At 69.5% G+C, this 15,808-nt stretch carries 16 protein-coding genes; 9 read left to right on the top strand and 7 right to left on the bottom strand.

What is annotated here, in order from left to right:
- Positions 1-195, bottom strand: a complete 195-nt coding sequence (locus D1369_RS09780) for a DUF5999 family protein (protein WP_037901668.1) — start codon at positions 193-195, stop codon at positions 1-3.
- A 242-nt stretch (positions 196-437) separates the two neighbouring features.
- Between D1369_RS09780 and D1369_RS09775 the strand changes: the two genes are divergently transcribed.
- Positions 438-866 (top strand): DUF6299 family protein, encoded by a 429-nt coding sequence (locus tag D1369_RS09775; protein ID WP_007385321.1) that lies wholly within the window; start codon positions 438-440, stop codon positions 864-866.
- Between the two features lie 27 nt (positions 867-893).
- Here D1369_RS09775 and D1369_RS09770 read toward each other — a convergent pair whose 3' ends face one another.
- The 4 genes from D1369_RS09770 to modA form a co-directional block, all read right to left on the bottom strand.
- Positions 894-1,100, bottom strand: a complete 207-nt coding sequence (locus tag D1369_RS09770) for a hypothetical protein (protein WP_007385322.1) — start codon at positions 1,098-1,100, stop codon at positions 894-896.
- A gap of 323 nt (positions 1,101-1,423) precedes the next feature.
- The gene (locus D1369_RS09765; protein WP_007385323.1) at positions 1,424-2,503 is read right to left on the bottom strand and encodes an ABC transporter ATP-binding protein; all 1,080 of its coding nucleotides are present in this window, start codon (positions 2,501-2,503) and stop codon (positions 1,424-1,426) included.
- Between the two features lie 377 nt (positions 2,504-2,880).
- A complete protein-coding gene (gene modB / locus D1369_RS09760) occupies positions 2,881-3,744 on the bottom strand; it encodes a molybdate ABC transporter permease subunit (protein ID WP_118082409.1) in 864 nt (287 codons plus the stop codon).
- Positions 3,741-4,559 (bottom strand): molybdate ABC transporter substrate-binding protein, encoded by an 819-nt coding sequence (gene modA, locus D1369_RS09755; protein ID WP_007385325.1) that lies wholly within the window; start codon positions 4,557-4,559, stop codon positions 3,741-3,743. The genes modB and modA overlap by 4 nt, the downstream gene beginning before the upstream one ends.
- Before the next feature lie 250 nt (positions 4,560-4,809).
- On the opposite strand from modA, the gene D1369_RS09750 reads away from it, so the two are divergent.
- A complete protein-coding gene (locus tag D1369_RS09750) occupies positions 4,810-5,499 on the top strand; it encodes a M24 family metallopeptidase (protein ID WP_037901670.1) in 690 nt (229 codons plus the stop codon).
- 17 nt (positions 5,500-5,516) lie between these two features.
- Here D1369_RS09750 and D1369_RS09745 read toward each other — a convergent pair whose 3' ends face one another.
- Positions 5,517-5,912, bottom strand: coding sequence for a helix-turn-helix transcriptional regulator (locus D1369_RS09745; protein WP_007385327.1), 396 nt, complete (start codon positions 5,910-5,912; stop codon positions 5,517-5,519).
- A gap of 338 nt (positions 5,913-6,250) precedes the next feature.
- Here D1369_RS09745 and D1369_RS09740 point away from each other — a divergent pair, with 338 nt between their 5' ends.
- On the top strand, positions 6,251-6,421 hold the full coding sequence (locus D1369_RS09740) for a hypothetical protein (protein ID WP_037901672.1): 171 nt from the start codon (positions 6,251-6,253) through the stop codon (positions 6,419-6,421).
- Positions 6,422-6,915: 494 nt separating this feature from the next.
- Here the strand turns inward: D1369_RS09740 and D1369_RS09735 are convergent, their stop codons facing one another.
- Positions 6,916-7,413 carry a YbaK/EbsC family protein gene (locus tag D1369_RS09735; protein ID WP_082319480.1) on the bottom strand — a complete coding sequence of 166 codons (498 nt, stop codon included), beginning with the start codon at positions 7,411-7,413 and terminating at the stop codon, positions 6,916-6,918.
- Between the two features lie 322 nt (positions 7,414-7,735).
- On the opposite strand from D1369_RS09735, the gene D1369_RS09730 reads away from it, so the two are divergent.
- The 6 genes from D1369_RS09730 (at position 7,736) to D1369_RS09705 (ending at position 15,808) form a co-directional block, all read left to right on the top strand.
- The gene (locus D1369_RS09730; RefSeq protein WP_205574465.1) at positions 7,736-9,436 is read left to right on the top strand and encodes a chorismate-binding protein; all 1,701 of its coding nucleotides are present in this window, start codon (positions 7,736-7,738) and stop codon (positions 9,434-9,436) included.
- A 243-nt stretch (positions 9,437-9,679) separates the two neighbouring features.
- Positions 9,680-11,185, top strand: coding sequence for a coproporphyrinogen-III oxidase family protein (locus tag D1369_RS09725; RefSeq protein WP_202477107.1), 1,506 nt, complete (start codon positions 9,680-9,682; stop codon positions 11,183-11,185).
- Positions 11,182-12,342 carry a hypothetical protein gene (locus D1369_RS09720; protein ID WP_007385332.1) on the top strand — a complete coding sequence of 387 codons (1,161 nt, stop codon included), beginning with the start codon at positions 11,182-11,184 and terminating at the stop codon, positions 12,340-12,342. Before D1369_RS09725 ends, D1369_RS09720 begins: the two co-directional genes overlap by 4 nt.
- On the top strand, positions 12,339-12,941 hold the full coding sequence (locus tag D1369_RS09715; RefSeq protein ID WP_007385333.1) for an aminodeoxychorismate/anthranilate synthase component II: 603 nt from the start codon (positions 12,339-12,341) through the stop codon (positions 12,939-12,941). Before D1369_RS09720 ends, D1369_RS09715 begins: the two co-directional genes overlap by 4 nt.
- A gap of 84 nt (positions 12,942-13,025) precedes the next feature.
- The gene (locus D1369_RS09710; RefSeq protein WP_007385334.1) at positions 13,026-14,480 is read left to right on the top strand and encodes a coproporphyrinogen-III oxidase family protein; all 1,455 of its coding nucleotides are present in this window, start codon (positions 13,026-13,028) and stop codon (positions 14,478-14,480) included.
- A gap of 8 nt (positions 14,481-14,488) precedes the next feature.
- Positions 14,489-15,808: a chorismate-binding protein gene (locus D1369_RS09705; RefSeq protein WP_007385335.1), complete on the top strand. Its 1,320-nt coding sequence runs from the start codon at positions 14,489-14,491 to the stop codon at positions 15,806-15,808.

Below are 15,808 nucleotides of genomic sequence, written 5' to 3'. Positions count from 1 at the left end.
TCAGGCGGCGACGGCCAGCTGGTCGGCCGGCACCCGGTGCGGGGCGACGACGCGGCCGTCGGGCAGCAGCTCGCCGGTGTCGTCGAAGACGATCGCGCCGTTGCACAGCAGGTTCCAGCCCTGCTCGGGGTGGGCGGCGACGATGTGCACGGCGGTGTTGTCGGACGAAGCGCACGAAGACTGGTGAGAACACATGGCGCACCTCCACATTGGTTGGACCGTCCCTGTGGGGGCCGTATCCGTATGGGTAGACCATGCTCCCGTCGCGGACTCATCGGAACGGCTCGACATGAAGCGTGACAACACGCGGACAACTCTCGGACGGTTCCACGACGCTCGGTGCGGACTCGCCACCGAAGGAGTGACGGTCACGGCTGTCCGGGCGTGTACCCGGTAGCAGTGGAGGCTCTCACTCCATCATCCGGGAGGTACCCCCCATGCCTGTTCGCCTCGCTCTCACCGCCGCTGCCGGTGCCGCGCTGTTCCTGCTGGCCGCCCCCGCACTGCCCGCGAGCGCCGACCCGTCCGAGACCGTCACCGTCGACCCCGTCGGCCGTATCGCCGAGGACGGCACCGTGACCCTGTCCGGCACCTACCGCTGCACCGGCGGTACGGGCCCCGTGTTCGTGAGCTCCTCCGTGGACGGGCGCTCCTCGTCGGAGCGATACGGCATCGGCGGAACCCGCGCGGAGTGCGACGGCGTGGAGCACCACTGGGAGAACACGGGCAAGGTCACCTCGGGCGCGCTCGAACCGGGTGCGATCCACGTCGAGGCCACCCTCATGGAACTCAGCCTCCAGAGCGGTCTCCCGCTGCCCCGCTTCCACGCGGCCCAGCAGCAGGACATCACCCTGACGAAGGGCTGAGCGCGGCCCACGCTCCCCACGGGGCGGTCAGCGCACGAGTGTGATCTCCGGCGGCCACAGCACACCCTCGGCCAACAGCAGGGCGGGACCGAGGTGTTGAGGGCACACGACCAGCGGTGGCCGGGCGTGGCAGGCGATCTGGAAACGGGCGCGGGCCCCGCACTCCTCTCCGTCCCGCGGACCGGAGTGCCGGCTCGCGCACCGCCGTGCGGGCGGGTCCTCCGCGTCCGTCACGGGACCCCCGCCTTCGCGTCCGATATGTGTTCGAGGGTGGCCAGGATCATGGTCTCCTCCTCCTGCGGTCCTGCCGCCCGGCGGTCCTGCCCTCCGCGAGGGGCCGGGCAGGCGTACCCGCATGTGTTCACGCTAGGAACGGGCGGGTCGGGCAGCCTGTCCTGGCGGCCGTTCGGGTGAGGCCGGGAGCTCCCGCGACGACGCCGGGACTCCCGGCGAGGGGCGCCAGGCCATGGTGGTGCGTGCTCATCCGTGAGTCGTCGGCCCGGTCCCCGCAGGCTCCGGACCCGCCCGGAGCCTCCCTCCGGACCCGGACCCGGACGTCAGACGGGATACGCGTGCGTCTGCGTCGCCTTGACCGCGGCCCAGACCTCCGCGCCCGGATGCAGGTCCAGTTCGGCCGCGGCCACCGCCGTGAGGTCCGCCGCCAGGGGGAGCTCGCCGGTGAGGTCGGCGCGGATCTGGTCCCCGTGGGTCTCGAGTCCGGCCACCTCGCAGCGCCAGTGGTTGCGGGCGCTCGAGCCGGCGGGGGGTTCGCGGTAGAGGGTCACGGCACTCGGCGGGAACGCCACGAAAACGGGCCCCGTGAGGTCTTCCGTGGTCGTGAGCGCGGGCCCGGCGTCTAGGCGGACCGTGTGGCCGTCGGCCTCGCCCCGGTAGAGGTTCAGGCCGACCAGCTGGGCGATGTAGTCGGTGCGCGGACGGCGGGCGATGTGGGAGGGGGTGCCCTCCTGGACGACCTCGCCGTGTTCGACGACCACGAGGCGGTCGGCGAGGACCATCGCGTCCAGCGGGTCGTGCGTGACGAGTACGGCGACGGCCTCGAACTCGGCCAGGTGGCGCCGGAGTTGGGCGCGGACCTCCAGACGGGTGCGGGCGTCGAGGGCGGCCAGGGGCTCGTCGAGGAGCAGCAGCCGGGGCTGGGTGGCCAACGCGCGGGCCAGGGCGACGCGTTGGGCCTGACCACCGGACAACCTGCGGGGCTTGGCGCCCGCGTGGGCCGCGAGACCCATGCGGTCGAGCCACTCGGCGGCCCGTGCCCGTGCCTGCGCCTTGCTCGCACCCTGGCAGCGCGGGCCGAAGGCGACGTTGTCGAGGGCGGTGAGGTGCGGGAAGAGCAGATAGTCCTGGAAGACGACGCCGACCGGGCGGGACTCGGGAGGCGTGCGCTCCAACGCGGCGCCGTCCAGCCGTAGATGGCCGCCGGTAAGTGGGGTGAGTCCGGCGAGGGCGCGCAGGGCGGTGGTCTTTCCGGCGCCGTTCGGGCCCAGCAGGGCGACGACCTCGCCGGGGGCGACGGCCAGGGACACATCGAGGCGGAAGGCGCCGCGGTCCACGACCAGTCGGGCGTCGAGACCGTCCGCGGTGGCGTCGGGGACGGTGACGCGGGTCCTGCCGGTCATGGGGCGGTCACCGGTCCCGTCCGAATCGTTGCTGCCGCCCCCGTCCGCGTCGTCCCCACCGGTCTGCGCCGACCGCCCGTCACCGGTTCCGACCGGACGCTTGCCGTCGGTCCGGCTCGCGGGGCGGACGCCGGTCGCGGCGGTTGGACGGGTGCCGGTCTGCGCGGTCCGGTGCTCAGTGCTCTCGGAGGTCCGGGCGGCCTCGGTGTCACTGGGGTCGTGCGTCGCGTGGTCGGCATCGATGCCGGTGGCCGGACCGGATCCGGTCCGCGGGGTCCGGTGTTCGGCCGGCCGGGCGGTCCGGGGGATCCCGGCGCCACCGGGGTCACGCCTCGCGTCGTCGCCACCCCCCGCCGTCCCGCCACCCTCGGCCCCGTTCATCCCGCCGCCATCCAACGGTCGCGGAGCCCCGCCAGTACCGCCACCGACACGGCCAGCAGCACCAGGCTGAGGGCGATGGCCGCCTCCGGGTCGCTCTGGAGGGCGAGGTAGACGGCCAGCGGCATCGTCTGGGTACGGCCGGGGAAGTTGCCGGCGAAAGTGATCGTCGCGCCGAACTCGCCCAGCGCCCGTGCCCAGGCCAGCACGGCACCCGCCGCCACACCCGGCGCGATCAGCGGCAGCGTGACCCGCCGGAACGCGGTGAAGCGGGAGGCGCCCAGGGTCGCCGCCGCCTCCTCGTAGCGCGGGTCGGCGGCCCGCAGCGTGCCCTCCACGCTGATGACCAGGAAGGGCATCGCGACGAACGCCTCGGCGACCACGACCCCGGCGGTGGTGAAGGGCAGCGTGATCCCGAACCAGGCGTCCAGCCACTTCCCGACGACCCCGTTGCGCCCCAGTGCCATGAGCAGCGCGACACCGCCGACGACCGGCGGGAGGACCAGCGGCAGGGTGACCAGGGCACGGACCAGGCCTCGGCCGGGGAACTCGACACGGGCCAGCAGCCAGGCCAGCGGGACCCCGATCACCAGGCTCACCGCGGTCGCGGCCGTGGCGCAGACCAGGGACAGCTGAAGCGCCTGCCACACGGCGGCGCCGGTCAGCTGTTCGGGCATACCGCGCCAGGGGGCCCGTACGAGCAGGGCGACCAGCGGCACGGTCAGGAACGCCACGCCGATCAACGCGGGCACGAGCAGCGGCAAGGGCACACCGAGGCCACCGCCGGGCATGCTGACCCGGCGGCGCCGCGGCCCGCCCCTGAGGGTCTCGGACGCGGCAGCGGCCTTGTCGGTCGGGCTCACGGCTTCAGGAACCCGGTCCCGGTCAGGACCTTTCGGCCCTCGGCGGACCGCACGAGCGCGATGAACGCCCTCGCGGTCTCCGTGTCCTGAGCGCCCTTGAGCAGGGTGATCGGGTAGTCGTTGACGGCGTCGGCGGACTCGGGGAACTCCACGCCCTCCACCTTGTCACCCGCCGCGTGCACATCGGTCTTGTAGACGACCGCGGCGTCGGCCTCCTTCAGTTCGACCTTCGTCAGCGCGGCCTTGACGTCCTGCTCGTAGGAGACGGGGGCGAGCTTCAGCCCGCTCGCGTCGAGGGCCTTGCGCGCGGCGGCGCCGCACGGCACCTCCTGGGCGCACAGCACGACCTTCAGGTCCTTGTCCGTGAGGTCCTTCAGCGACCCGACCCGGTCCGGATTGCCGGGCAGGGTGGCGATCTCCAGCTGGTTGCGCGCGAAGGTGACGGGCGTGCCGGAGGCGTCCCCCGCGTCCGTGACGATCTTCATCGTCTTGGGGCTGGCCGAGGCGAACACGTCCGCCGGGGCGCCGCCGGTGATGCTCGCGGCCAGCGAGTCGCTGCCGCCGAAGCTGAAGGTGACCTTCGTGCCCGGGTGGGCCCGCTCGAACTGCTTGCCCAGCGTTGTGAAGCTCTCCTGGAGGGAGGCGGCGGCGAAGACGGTCACCGTGCCGGAGAGCCGGCCCGAGGCGGAGGAGTCCGGCTTCGTGGACGAGGAGTCCGAGCCGGACGACGAGCAGGCGCTCAGAGCCAGCAGCGCGGCGGCGCCGACGCCGGCCGTCCGCAGGCCCCGGTGGTTCCGGCGCGGGGTAGGGGTCATCACGGGTCCACTCCCTCTGGTCCTCACGGACACGATCACCTGCGTCCCGGCGGTCCCGCTCGTCGGCGATCCGCGTGTACGTCGATCATACTGACGCAGATGCCAGGTAAAAGTCTCCTGTCACATCGCATGAGCAGGAAATCTAATCCACTAGGCTGGCATGTGCGTTCATACGGACTGCGGCCCCGGCCGGAGCGGTGCGAGGGAATTCCGTTGCCGGCCACGAACCGAGGTGCATACGTTCGGCCCCATGGCGGACGACGAACCCACACGCGCGGCAAGGCTGCTGGACGCCCAGGCGAAGGCCGCACGGCTCTTCGCGGAGATCGAGGCGCGCGGACTGGTCGCGCCGGGCCGCAGGGAGCGGGCCGTCAGCGACCGGATCCGGGACCTGGCGAACGAACTGTTCGGAACCACCCGGCACTGGCACAAGCGGATCGTGCGCTCGGGACCGAACACGCTCCAGCCGTACCGGGAGAACCCGCCGGACCGCGTGATCGGCGCGGACGACATCGTCTTCGCCGACTTCGGCCCGATCTTCGAGGAGTACGAGGCCGACTTCGGGCGGACCTTCATCCTCGGCGACGACCCGGTCAAGCACCGCCTCCGCGACGACCTGCCGAAGATCTTCGCGGCGGGCCGGAGCGCCTTCGAGGCCGACCAGGACATCACCGGCGCGCGGCTGCACGCCGAGGTCGAACGGCTCGCCGCCGAGTCCGGCTGGGCACTGGGCGGTTGGCACGCCGGTCACCTCGTCGGCGAGTTTCCGCACGAATGGATCGACGGCGCCGACGTGGAGTCGTACATCACCCCCGCCAACGACACCCCGCTGCGCCGCACCGACAAGGCCGGACGCCGCTGCCACTGGATCCTGGAGATCCATCTCATCGACGCCGGGCGGGAGTTCGGCGGTTTCCACGAGGAACTGCTCACCCTCTGACCCGGGCGACGGCCCGCTCAGGCGCGGTCGATGTGCACGTTCGTCGACTTCACCCGGGCGGTGGCCTCCACCCCGACCTCCAGGCCGAGTTCCTCCACGGCCTCCCGTGTCAGCAGCGACACCAGCCGGTGCGGGCCCGCCTGGATCTCCACCTGGGCCGCGACATCGCCGAGTTTCACGGCGGTGACGATGCCGGGGAAGGCGTTGCGGACGGACGTGTGGGACACGTCCTCCTCACCGCCCTCCCCCTTGGCCAGTTCCACGGAGAAAGCGGCCAGATCCCTGCCGTCGACGAGGCGCCGCCCGCCCTCGTCCCGATGCGTGGGCACCCGCCCGGCGTCCGCCCACCGCCGCGCGGTGTCGGGGCTCACGCCGAGCAGCCGTGCGGCCTGGCCGATCGTGTAGGACTGCATACGCGCCAAGATAGGCGATCAGCGCTCCAGGCCGTGGCCGTGGCCGTGGCCGTGGCCGTGGCCGTAGGACCGTGTGTGCCCGCATCCGTGCAGAGCCGCGCGCATGGACTTTGGGGAGGTCGCCACCGGATCGACCGCGAGCGACACCGAGGTGCGCTCCGCCGAACGGCCGAGTTCCCGAGGCCGCGTCAGCTCGTTGCGCGAGCAGGGAGGTGCGGTCGCGCCACGTGAGCGGGAGAGTCCGGTCGGATGCCCCGAACGACGGATAAGAAACAGATAAATGTTCGGCGTGTACGGAGATCAAGTCCGGGCACACGGCGGGACGGAGGTTGATAACTATGGTTCCCCTGATAGTGGTTCTGCTGCTGGCCCTGCTCCTCTTCGGTGCCGGGTTCGCTCTGAAGGCCCTGTGGTGGCTCGCCGTGATCGTCCTGGTGATCTGGCTGGTCGGGTTCTTTGCCCGCTCCACCGGAGCAGGCGGAAAGCGTGGCCGCTGGTATCGCTGGTAAGCAGCGTTGACCGGACGCCAGATGTGAGTGGGGGGTGCGCCGATGGTGCACCCCCCGTCGCCATGTCCGGGTATCCCTCACGTTCTGTACACACGGCCGGTTGTCTCGCCGGTCTCCGCGCGGGTATGCGTCCGGTCAGGTCCGGGGCCGATACCTGTGCCGGCAAGGGAACCTGGCACCTCCAACAGGAACCGGCCTCGGGCCGCAGCCTTGGGCGCCTGCGGTGAAGGGCGCGACGATCGGGCGAGGCCGTGGTGGGCGTCAGGATCGCCCGGCCCACTGAAGGAGTCGCCGTGACCGCAGGAAGAGGCTCGTCATCGCGGCCGGCCCACGGGCGCGCCGGGTCGCCGGCGAACAAGGCACCGAAGTCGACGATGCCCGAGAGCGTTCCGTCCCGGACGACGACGTAAAGGACCCGGGGCCTGCCGCCTGACGCGGCCGACCGGTGCTCGGCCCGCACCCGCCGTGGCCTTCGACCGGCCAAGGCCCGGTGGTCACGGGACGGCGATGTCCGCGATCACCACGTTCGGCGCGAGGCGCACGATGTCGGCCGACTCCGCTTCCACGGTGTACTGCGGCCATCCGCTGCCGCACAACACGCGACCCATCAGGGGGACGGCGGAGTCGAAGACCACCGTGACCCTGGGATCGGCGCAGAGTGGACTGACGCCGCCCGGCTCCATGTCCAGCTGCCGCAGCGCTTCCTCGTCCGCGGGCTTCAGCGCGGCCCGCTTGACCCCCAGGGCCGAGGCGAGCGGGCCGTAGCGGATTCGCGTCAGGCCGGGGACCGCGGCCAGTACCACGTCGCCCGGGGCCGTGACGAAAGCCATCGTTTTCACCGAATTCGCCCGGTTCTGTTCGGTGAAGGCGGTGCGTGCGCGGATGTCCTCCGCGGTGCGGATCGCTTCATGCCGATGGACCTCGAACGCGATGTCGGCGGCTGACAGCAGCAGTGCGGCCGGCGGTGCAGATGGTAAAGAGGAGTTCTCCATGCTGTTCCCCTCACAGTGGAGCGGTTCGGGGCAACCAACCCTATCCACGAGGTGCGACCGTGTCCGAGGGAGGCGTGGATCGCCTCCGCCTCCCCGGCTTCGTTCGACGGTCGGGGGGAGCCGCTGGCTGTACTGTGATTACCCCCTCGCTGCCGTCGCAGGTACGCGCCGGACATCGCGCGAGCGGAAACCCCCCTGCCTGCATCTGTCGTGAAAGGGCACCCCTTTGACTGCCAGCCCTCAGCCGTACTGTCTTTTCCACCTTGACGGAAAGACCCGCAAGGCCGTCGGTGAGATCCGGTACACGACCCTGCTTGCCGACATGCCGCGTCCGACCGGCCTGCCCGTGATCAGCATGGTCCCCTACGCGCAGCTGCGGGAGCGTGGGTTCGAACTGCACGACGGCGGCGAGCCCATCATCTCGCTCGTCGCCTCCGAGTGCCGCGAGGTGGATCTGGACGAGGTGCTGGCCGGCTCGGAGCGGGAGTTCGGCATGTCCGGCGTCAAGTTCGAGATGACCGACGAGGAGTACGCGGAGAAGGTGCGGCGGATCATCTCGGACGAGATCTGCCGCGGTGAGGGCTCGAACTTCCTGATTTCCCGGCGCGGGGAGGCGATGATCGAGGGCTTCTCGCCCGACGTCGCCCTGACGGTCTTCCGGCGGCTCGTGCACAACGAGCCCGACGCCTACCTGACCTTCTGCTTCTTCGACGGCGAGCGCTACTTCATCGGAGCCTCGCCGGAGCGGCACATCAGTTTCGTCAAGAACACCGTGACCATGAACCCCATCTGCGGGACGCTGCCGAAGGCCTCGTTGACGAAGCGGGCCGACCTGATCGAGTTCCTGACCGACCCCAAGGAGATCAACGAACTCTTCCAGGTGGTCGACGAGGAACTGAAGATGATGGCCCGGATCTGCTCGGCGGGCGGTGTGGTCGAGGGACCGTTCCTCAAGGAGATGAGTTCCCTCATCCACACCGAGTACCTGCTGGTCGGGCAGAGCGACATGGACAAGATCGACGCCTTTCGGGAGTCCATGTTCGCCGCGACGATGATCGGCAGTCCGCTGGAGAACGCGGCCCGCATCATCCGCCGGTACGAGGACACCTCGCGGCGTTACTACTCGTCCGCCATCGTGGTCAACGGAGTCGACGACGACGGCGACGAATACCTGGACAGTGCGATCACCATCCGCACCATGGAGGTCACCCCGGACGGCCGCGCCCTGCTGCAGAGCGGCGGCAGCATCGTCCGTGACTCCTCCCCGGAAAAGGAGACCCGTGAGGTCCAGGCGAAGGTCGCCGGTCTGCTGCACGCGATCTCCTCGCCCCGGCGTGCCGAGAAGGTGCTGGACGGCTTCGTCGACCAGCAGGTGGAGCAGGTCCTGAGGTCGCGGAACAAGCATCTGTCACGTTTCTGGATCGCCGACCAGGCCGACAAGCGTCTGCCTGCCCCCGAGGTGATGGGCAAGTCCGTCCTGTTGGTCGACAACGAGGACGAATTCAGCCACATGCTGGCGCACGCACTGGTGCGGCTGGGTCTGGACGTGACGGTCCGCGACTACGACGATCCCGATCTCGCCGCCATCAGCACGGATCTCGTACTGATCGGCCCCGGCCCCGGCGACCCGACCGACGCCGACGACCCGAAGATGCGTCGGGTGCGGGAACTCGTCGCCACCCTGGTGGAGGACCGGCGGAAGTTCCTCGCGGTCTGCCTCGGCCACCAGATGGTCTGCCAGCACCTGGGAATGCAGGTCGTCCCGGTGGACCCGCCGCTGCAGGGGGTGCAGGAGTCGATCGACCTGTTCGGCACCCAGGAGACGGTCGGCTTCTACAACACCTACTTCGCGCTGCGCCCCGAGATCGCACCGCCGGGTGTCCGGATCGCCGCCGAGCCCGATGGCCGGGTGCTCGCGCTGCGCGCAGAGAACTTCTGCACGTTCCAGTTCCACGTCGAGTCAGTGCTGACCAGTAACTGCCTGGCGATCCTGCGCGAGACCTTGGCGTACCTCCAGGCCTGAGACCCGTCGGCATCAGCAAGCTCCCGTCGGCCCGCACCGGCCCATGCCTCGACCGGTGCGGGCCAAAGCCGTGACCGGTCCGGGAATATTCGGGGTTGACAGCCACGCGCACCGCACTGTTACCTGTTCAGAGTTCATTGCTTCAAGCAGCTATCCACGAAACGTGTCGACACCATTCGGGTCCACAGGCTCCGCACAGGGAGCCCGGGAACTTGCGTGTCGCCTACCGGGGGAGACTGGCACTTGAGCGATTTATCACCGTTCCCTGACTTAAAGCAGGTGGCGGACGAGGCGCACTCCGCTGTCGACAGCCTTCCATTAGCCGCACTGGAACGGCTCGGCATACTGCAGCCGATTGAGAATTACTACCTCATCGGCACGTACCCACCACTCAAGGCCATGGGATCCGTGGACCCCGCGGATTTTCTGCCACAGGCCACCAGGATGTGCAGCATTTATCTCCACATCCCGTTCTGTGAACAGCGCTGCACCTTCTGCCATTTCGCCAAGGAGATCCTGCCGCCCGAGCAGCGGGTCGAGCGCTACCTGCGGACCCTGTACGCGGAACTGGCCGGTACCGGCGCGCTGACCGGTCACCCCACCGCACAGACCGTCTACTTCGGCGGTGGCACCCCCTCGTACCTGAACCCTCGTCAGATCACCGAGGTCTTCGCCCGCCTGCGTGAATCCGTGCAGGTCACGGCCGACACGGAAACCACCTTCGAGCTCCACCCCAGCGTCATCGGCGCACCGGACTACGAGGACCGCCTCGACGCCATCGCCGAGGCCGGGGTGAACCGCTGGGTGTTCGGAGTGCAGTCCATGGAGGACCGCATCCTCGAAAAGCTCAACCGGGGCCACACCGCGGCCGACGTGCACCGATTACTCGGGATGCTTGCCGACCGGGGCGTGGAAAACCTCTCCGTGGACCTCATCTTCGGGCTTCCGTACCAGAATCTCGAGAACTGGTACACGACCATTTGCTCCCTGGTGGCCGCAGGCGTCGAGAAGTTCAACATCTTTCCTCTGATGTTCAAGCAGTCCGATCCGATCTCCATGCATTACCGGAACAGTCCGGAGATCTTCCCGGGGAATCGTGACCGGCTCCTCATGCACTTTGCCACCGAGATCATCATGAGGGAGATCGGATTCCGTCGCGGCCCGCTCTTCTACTACGCGAAAACCGAGCACCACTCGCGTCAGCAGGAGAACAAGTACGATTCCATCGAGGACATCAATCTCCTGCCGTTCGGGGTTTCCGGCTTCGGTTATGTCGGCCAGACCCAGTACTACAACGAGTGCACCATCGACAGCTACACGGCGGCCGTCGAGAGCGGTCGTCCCCCGGTGTGGCGCGGTGCGCGGCTCGATCTTGACGAGCGCATGCGCCGGGCGGTGATGTTCCCCCTGCGGTCCGCCGGGGTGGACCGCGAGGAATTCCGCCTGCGCTACGGAGTGGACCCGGTGGACCAGTTCGCCGGGGAACTCGCCCCCTTCGTCGACCACGGGCTCCTGGAGGTCGACGACCGTCGTATGCAGATCACCGACATGGGCGCGCCGTTCGCGGACAGCATCGCGATCAAGCTTGCCAGCGAGTCGGTGTTGTCCCGCATCCGGGCGGCCAACGGGCTCATCACCGACCTCAAGCACGACCCGGTCGACCGCTACGACTTCTCGCCCATCGACCGCGCACCGGTGAGCGCCTCGATCGATCCGGTACGCCGGAGGCGGGCGGGGGGCCGTACATGACCCGCGCGGATCTGCCCACCACGCCGGCCAGTCTCCCGCTCACCATCCGCGCCGTGCCGGGCGTGGCCGACACCGAGATCCACGCCGTGCACCACGCGCCGGGACCCGTCGGCTTCGACACGGTCGAGGCGCTGGCAGACCAGCTGTGCGCGGCATACGGCGCGCACCTGCTGCGGGCGGTCGTGTTCGGGGAACTGACCACGGCGCCGCCCGTCCACGACGACCGTTGGGTCTGGGTACGGCCGACCACGCACACCGGCGAACCGGGCACGTCCATCGAGCTGACGGCGCTGGCACCGCGTGCGCCGGGCGACGCGACGGTGGCCAGGATCAGCTCGGGCGCGTCCCTGGTGACGCACCGGATGCCCGACGGGTCAGGGGTGCGCAGGCTTGTCCACTGCCTGCCCCGCCCGGCCGGGACCGGCACCTACGAGCAGGTCACCTGCGGGCTGGAGGTGGTGGAGGCAGCGCTGCGCGAGGCGGGCATGACCCCCCTCGACATCGACCGTACGTGGTTCTTCCTCGCCGACATCGGCAGTTCCTACAGTGCTTTGAACAAGGCGAGGGACGAGGCCTTCGACCGCTGGGGAATCCGGCAGTACCCGGCCAGCACCGGCATCGGTGCGGGACTGCCGCCCGGCGCCGAGGTCAGCCTGATCGTCGAGGCGTCCCGGCACGAGACGATACGGGCCACAGGCGAGGCGGAAGGGGCGGCGGAAAAGGACCTCACGGTCCTCAGCACGACCCTGCAGACCGCGCCGAGCAGGTACGGACCCCGGTTCGTCCGCGGCAATCTGCTGCGGATGGCCGGCCGCCGCACCGTGAACGTGTCCGGAATCTCCAGCATCGATCCGCAGGGCCACTCCATCACTTCCGAGGACCCGTCCGTCTGCGTCGACTACGCGATGCGCTCGCTCGTCGGTGTCCTCGCAGCGGGCGGGACAGGGCCGCAGGACATCTGCAGCGCCTACGTCTACTGCCGGGACCCCGCGGTGCGGGAGGCGTTCTTCGCGTATCTCGCCGCAGAGGGGCTGGCCTTCCCGCACCTGCTCACCTACGTGCCCGTGTGCCGCCCCGAACTCGTCTTCGAGATCGAGGCACGGGCGATGCGCGGCGAGCCCAGCGGGACGGAGCAGCAGGAGGGAGCGACCGCATGAACGAGTCGGCCGCAGCCGAATGCCGCGCCGTCATCATCGACAACCACGACTCGTTCACCCATAACATCGCCCAGTACCTGGCCATGAGCGGGGCCGAGGTCGACATCCTCACCAACACGGCAGCCGTGGACCGCGTCGAGCGAGCGCGGCCCACACATCTCGTGCTGTCCGCGGGCGGCGGCCACGCCGAGGAAGCCGCGGACTGCGGGAACGCCTACCGGATCGTCGGACGATTCGCGGGACGGATCCCGATGCTCGGCGTCTGCCTCGGCCATCAGATCCTCGCTCGCCACCTGGGCGGGCGCATCACCGCGGCCCGGGACGGCCGGCACGGCCGGATCTCCCGGCTCGGCCTGACGGCATCCTCCCGACTGCTCGCCGGGCTACCGGAGGCCGCCGAGGTCATGCGCTACCACAGCAGCGTCGTCGCCCCCGAGTCGCTGCCCCACCGCTCGATGATCACCAGCATCGCCGAGGACGACAACGAAGTCATGTCCTTCGAATCCCGGTGGCACCGGCTGTACGGAGTGCAGTTCCACCCGGAGTCCATCGGAACACCGCACGGCATACGCGTTTTCGTGAACTTCCTGGCCATGTGAGCCGGCCGGCCACGCGGCCACTCGTCGGCCCTGTCCCCACGCACCCTCCGACCGTCCCTCCTTCCGCCACAAGAGGACCCACCCATGCCTGCCGAGTTCCTGTTCGACGTCAATGACCGTGGCCGGGACGCCGTCATCGACACCCTGATGGAGGCCGAGAACCACATTCCGGGCCTCGTCTTCTCCTATCCGCCCCTGTCTGCCTGGCAGCCTGCCGGCGAACAGCGACCGACACCCGAGGAACTGTGGGAGGGAAGCGAGACGTTCTCGCACAACCTCTACATCCACATCCCGTTCTGCCGTCAGAAGTGCAGCTTCTGCTACTACAGCGTCGCGGTCGTACGGGACGACACAACGATCATCTGGGATTACCTGCACTGCCTGGAGAAGGAAGCGCAGAGCTACTTGCAGGCGCGTCCCGGCTGGCGGATCGAGACCGTCTTCGTCGGCGGTGGCACGCCCAGCAGGCTCAACCCGGAGCAGATCGCCTTCCTCTTCGAACGCGTCATCGGCCGCTTCGACCTCTCCGGCTGCCGTGAGATCACCTACGAGTGCTCACCCGATTCGGCCACCCTCGATCGCATCCGGGCCATGGCCGAGCACGGCGTGAACCGCCTGTCCATGGGAGTGCAGACCCTCGACCCGGAGATCCTGCGCAAGTCGCGCCGCAACGACTCGCCGGACGAGGTGATCCGCACCTACTACCACATGGCCGACAGCGGCGTGCCCAACGTCAACATCGATCTGATCGCGGGGATCGAACGCGAGGCGTTCGGCAACATGGAACGCACCATGGACGCCGTGGCCGCCCTGGACCCGTTGCCCACCCAGATCACGCTGTTCACCCTGTCGGTGCGCGAGGGCTCCATCAACAACAGGACACTGCTGAGCGTCGACGACCCGGCCCGCATGTTCCGCCGCAGCCTCACCCTCTACCGGTACGCCAAGCGCCGCATGCTCGACATGGGGTACTGGCAGTATTCGCGCAACCTCTTTCCCCGCGAGGACTGGATCTTCCACTACCAGGACAACCACTGGGGAAACAACGGCTACGTGCTCGCGCTCGGCGCCAGCGGATACAGCCACAGCCACAGCCACACCTACCTCAACGCCTTCAACTACCGCGAGTACATGCGCCGTATCAACAGCGGTGAATCGGCGGTGGAGAAGGTCTTCCCGCTCGACGAGGACGAGTCGCTCCGCCGCCATCTGGTGCTCGCCATGAAACACGCCGAGCTCGACATCCGCGCCTTCGAGTCCCACTACCCCCCGGGCTCCCGGCCGCTGGAGCGCTTCCGAACGGCCTTCGACGCCCTGGAATGCCTCGGGATCGTCACCCGCGACGCGGAGCGCATCAAGTACGTCCCTGAATTCGCCGACCTCAGCGACCGGTTCGTCCGGCTCTTCTACTCCGATGAGGTCAACTCCCGTATCCGCTCGGCCACCGGTCAGCCGCCGCGGCACGCAGAGGGCGGGCGAGCCGACTCCGAGTCGCCGGCGCGCCCGGCGGCCACGAACGCCTTCGACTTCGTGGTCTAGGGGGCCGGGTGACGTACACGAGCGCGGTGGATGGCCGCACAGGGAGCGTCGGTCTCGATCCGTACCGTCTGATCGAGCCGGTGGAAGCACTCTTCGGCTCCCTGTTCTTCTACCGTTCTCCGGACCCGCCGGGGCGGCGCAGCTACCTTCTCGCCTCGCTGGAGGGCGCCTGGGAGGTGCGCGCCTCGGGCCTGTACCGGCAGGGACGGCGGGTGCCCGGATCGCCGACCCGGCACATCGACCGGCTGCTGCGCTCGGCCACCGAGGAAGCCGGCGAGCTGGTCTTCGCCCTCGCGTACGACGGCCTTCGCGCGCCGCCGGCCCGCCCCGGCGGTACCGTCAGCGACGACCGGCTGCTCGGCTTCGTCGCCCGAGTGGCGGCAGCCGTCCGGTACGACGAGAGCGACGACACGGTTCGGATCAGCGGAGACGACGGCCTGCGAGCCGAGGCCGAGCGGATCGTCGAGCGCGTCCGGGCCGAGCCCGCGCCCGCACTGCTGTCGCGGGCCACCCCGCTCTGCGATGTGCTGAGCCGGCTGGACGAGGCGCGCTACACCGAACAACTGGAGGCCGTACGCGGCCATTTGCGCCGCGGTGACGTGTACCAGGCCGTCATCTCCCAGTCGGTCCGGGTGCGGCCCCGGATGCCGCTCACCGAGTACTTCCGGCAGATCTCCCACCGCTATCGGTACGCGGACTACTCGTACTGGGTGAGCCTGGGCGGCCAAGGTTTTTTCGGCGCCTGCTCACTGCCCCACCTGTCGGTCACCGGCGACCGGGTGAGCACCCGGGTCTTCGCGGGTACTCAGCCGGCTGCCCGCGACGACGCCGAGCTGGCCGTGCTGCGCGAGCGGCTGCGCGCGGATTCCAAGTACTTCGCCGAACACGTCATGCTCGTCGACCTGGAACGCAACGACCTCGGCAAGTTCTGCGCACCCGCCTCTGTATCCGTGTGCGACATGCTGGAGCCGACGGTCATCGGCCCGACCACGTACCTGGCGACCACCGTGCGCGGACGGCTCGCCCGTCCGGCGCTCGACGTGGCCGCCGTGCTCGGCAACTTCCCGCGCGGTGTCGTCACCGGCGCGCCCAAGGCCCGCGCGCAGCGCTTGCTGGACGAGATCGAGGACGTGCCGCGCGGCTTCTACAGCGGGGCTGTCGGCTGGTACCGGGGCGCCGGCGCCGACCTGGTCTCCAGCACCGTCGTCACCTGCGGAGTGCGCGAGGGTGACGACGTGCTGCTGCGCTGCGCGGGCGGGGTGACCGTGGAGTCGTCGGCCGAGCAGGAGCTGCGCGAACTGCAACTGAAGCTGGCCTTCCTGGTATAG

This window comes from Streptomyces sp. CC0208, assembly GCF_003443735.1.
GTDB classification, from domain to species: domain Bacteria; phylum Actinomycetota; class Actinomycetes; order Streptomycetales; family Streptomycetaceae; genus Streptomyces; species Streptomyces sviceus.
The sequence above is the reverse complement of the archived record's forward strand: the minus strand, read 5'-3'. Positions and strand labels throughout refer to the sequence as shown.

What these genes read in the sequence shown, in the direction of transcription:
- D1369_RS09780 (WP_037901668.1), bottom strand. Translation starts at nt 195, where the DNA reads ATGTGTTCTCACCAGTCTTCGTGCGCTTCGTCCGACAACACCGCCGTG.
- D1369_RS09775 (WP_007385321.1), top strand. Translation starts at nt 438, where the DNA reads ATGCCTGTTCGCCTCGCTCTCACCGCCGCTGCCGGTGCCGCGCTGTTC.
- D1369_RS09765 (WP_007385323.1), bottom strand. Translation starts at nt 2,503, where the DNA reads ATGACCGGCAGGACCCGCGTCACCGTCCCCGACGCCACCGCGGACGGT.
- modA (WP_007385325.1), bottom strand. Translation starts at nt 4,559, where the DNA reads ATGACCCCTACCCCGCGCCGGAACCACCGGGGCCTGCGGACGGCCGGC.
- D1369_RS09750 (WP_037901670.1), top strand. Translation starts at nt 4,810, where the DNA reads ATGGCGGACGACGAACCCACACGCGCGGCAAGGCTGCTGGACGCCCAG.
- D1369_RS09745 (WP_007385327.1), bottom strand. Translation starts at nt 5,912, where the DNA reads ATGCAGTCCTACACGATCGGCCAGGCCGCACGGCTGCTCGGCGTGAGC.
- D1369_RS09740 (WP_037901672.1), top strand. Translation starts at nt 6,251, where the DNA reads ATGGTTCCCCTGATAGTGGTTCTGCTGCTGGCCCTGCTCCTCTTCGGT.
- D1369_RS09735 (WP_082319480.1), bottom strand. Translation starts at nt 7,413, where the DNA reads ATGGAGAACTCCTCTTTACCATCTGCACCGCCGGCCGCACTGCTGCTG.
- D1369_RS09730 (WP_205574465.1), top strand. Translation starts at nt 7,736, where the DNA reads ATGCCGCGTCCGACCGGCCTGCCCGTGATCAGCATGGTCCCCTACGCG.
- D1369_RS09720 (WP_007385332.1), top strand. Translation starts at nt 11,182, where the DNA reads ATGACCCGCGCGGATCTGCCCACCACGCCGGCCAGTCTCCCGCTCACC.
- D1369_RS09715 (WP_007385333.1), top strand. Translation starts at nt 12,339, where the DNA reads ATGAACGAGTCGGCCGCAGCCGAATGCCGCGCCGTCATCATCGACAAC.
- D1369_RS09710 (WP_007385334.1), top strand. Translation starts at nt 13,026, where the DNA reads ATGCCTGCCGAGTTCCTGTTCGACGTCAATGACCGTGGCCGGGACGCC.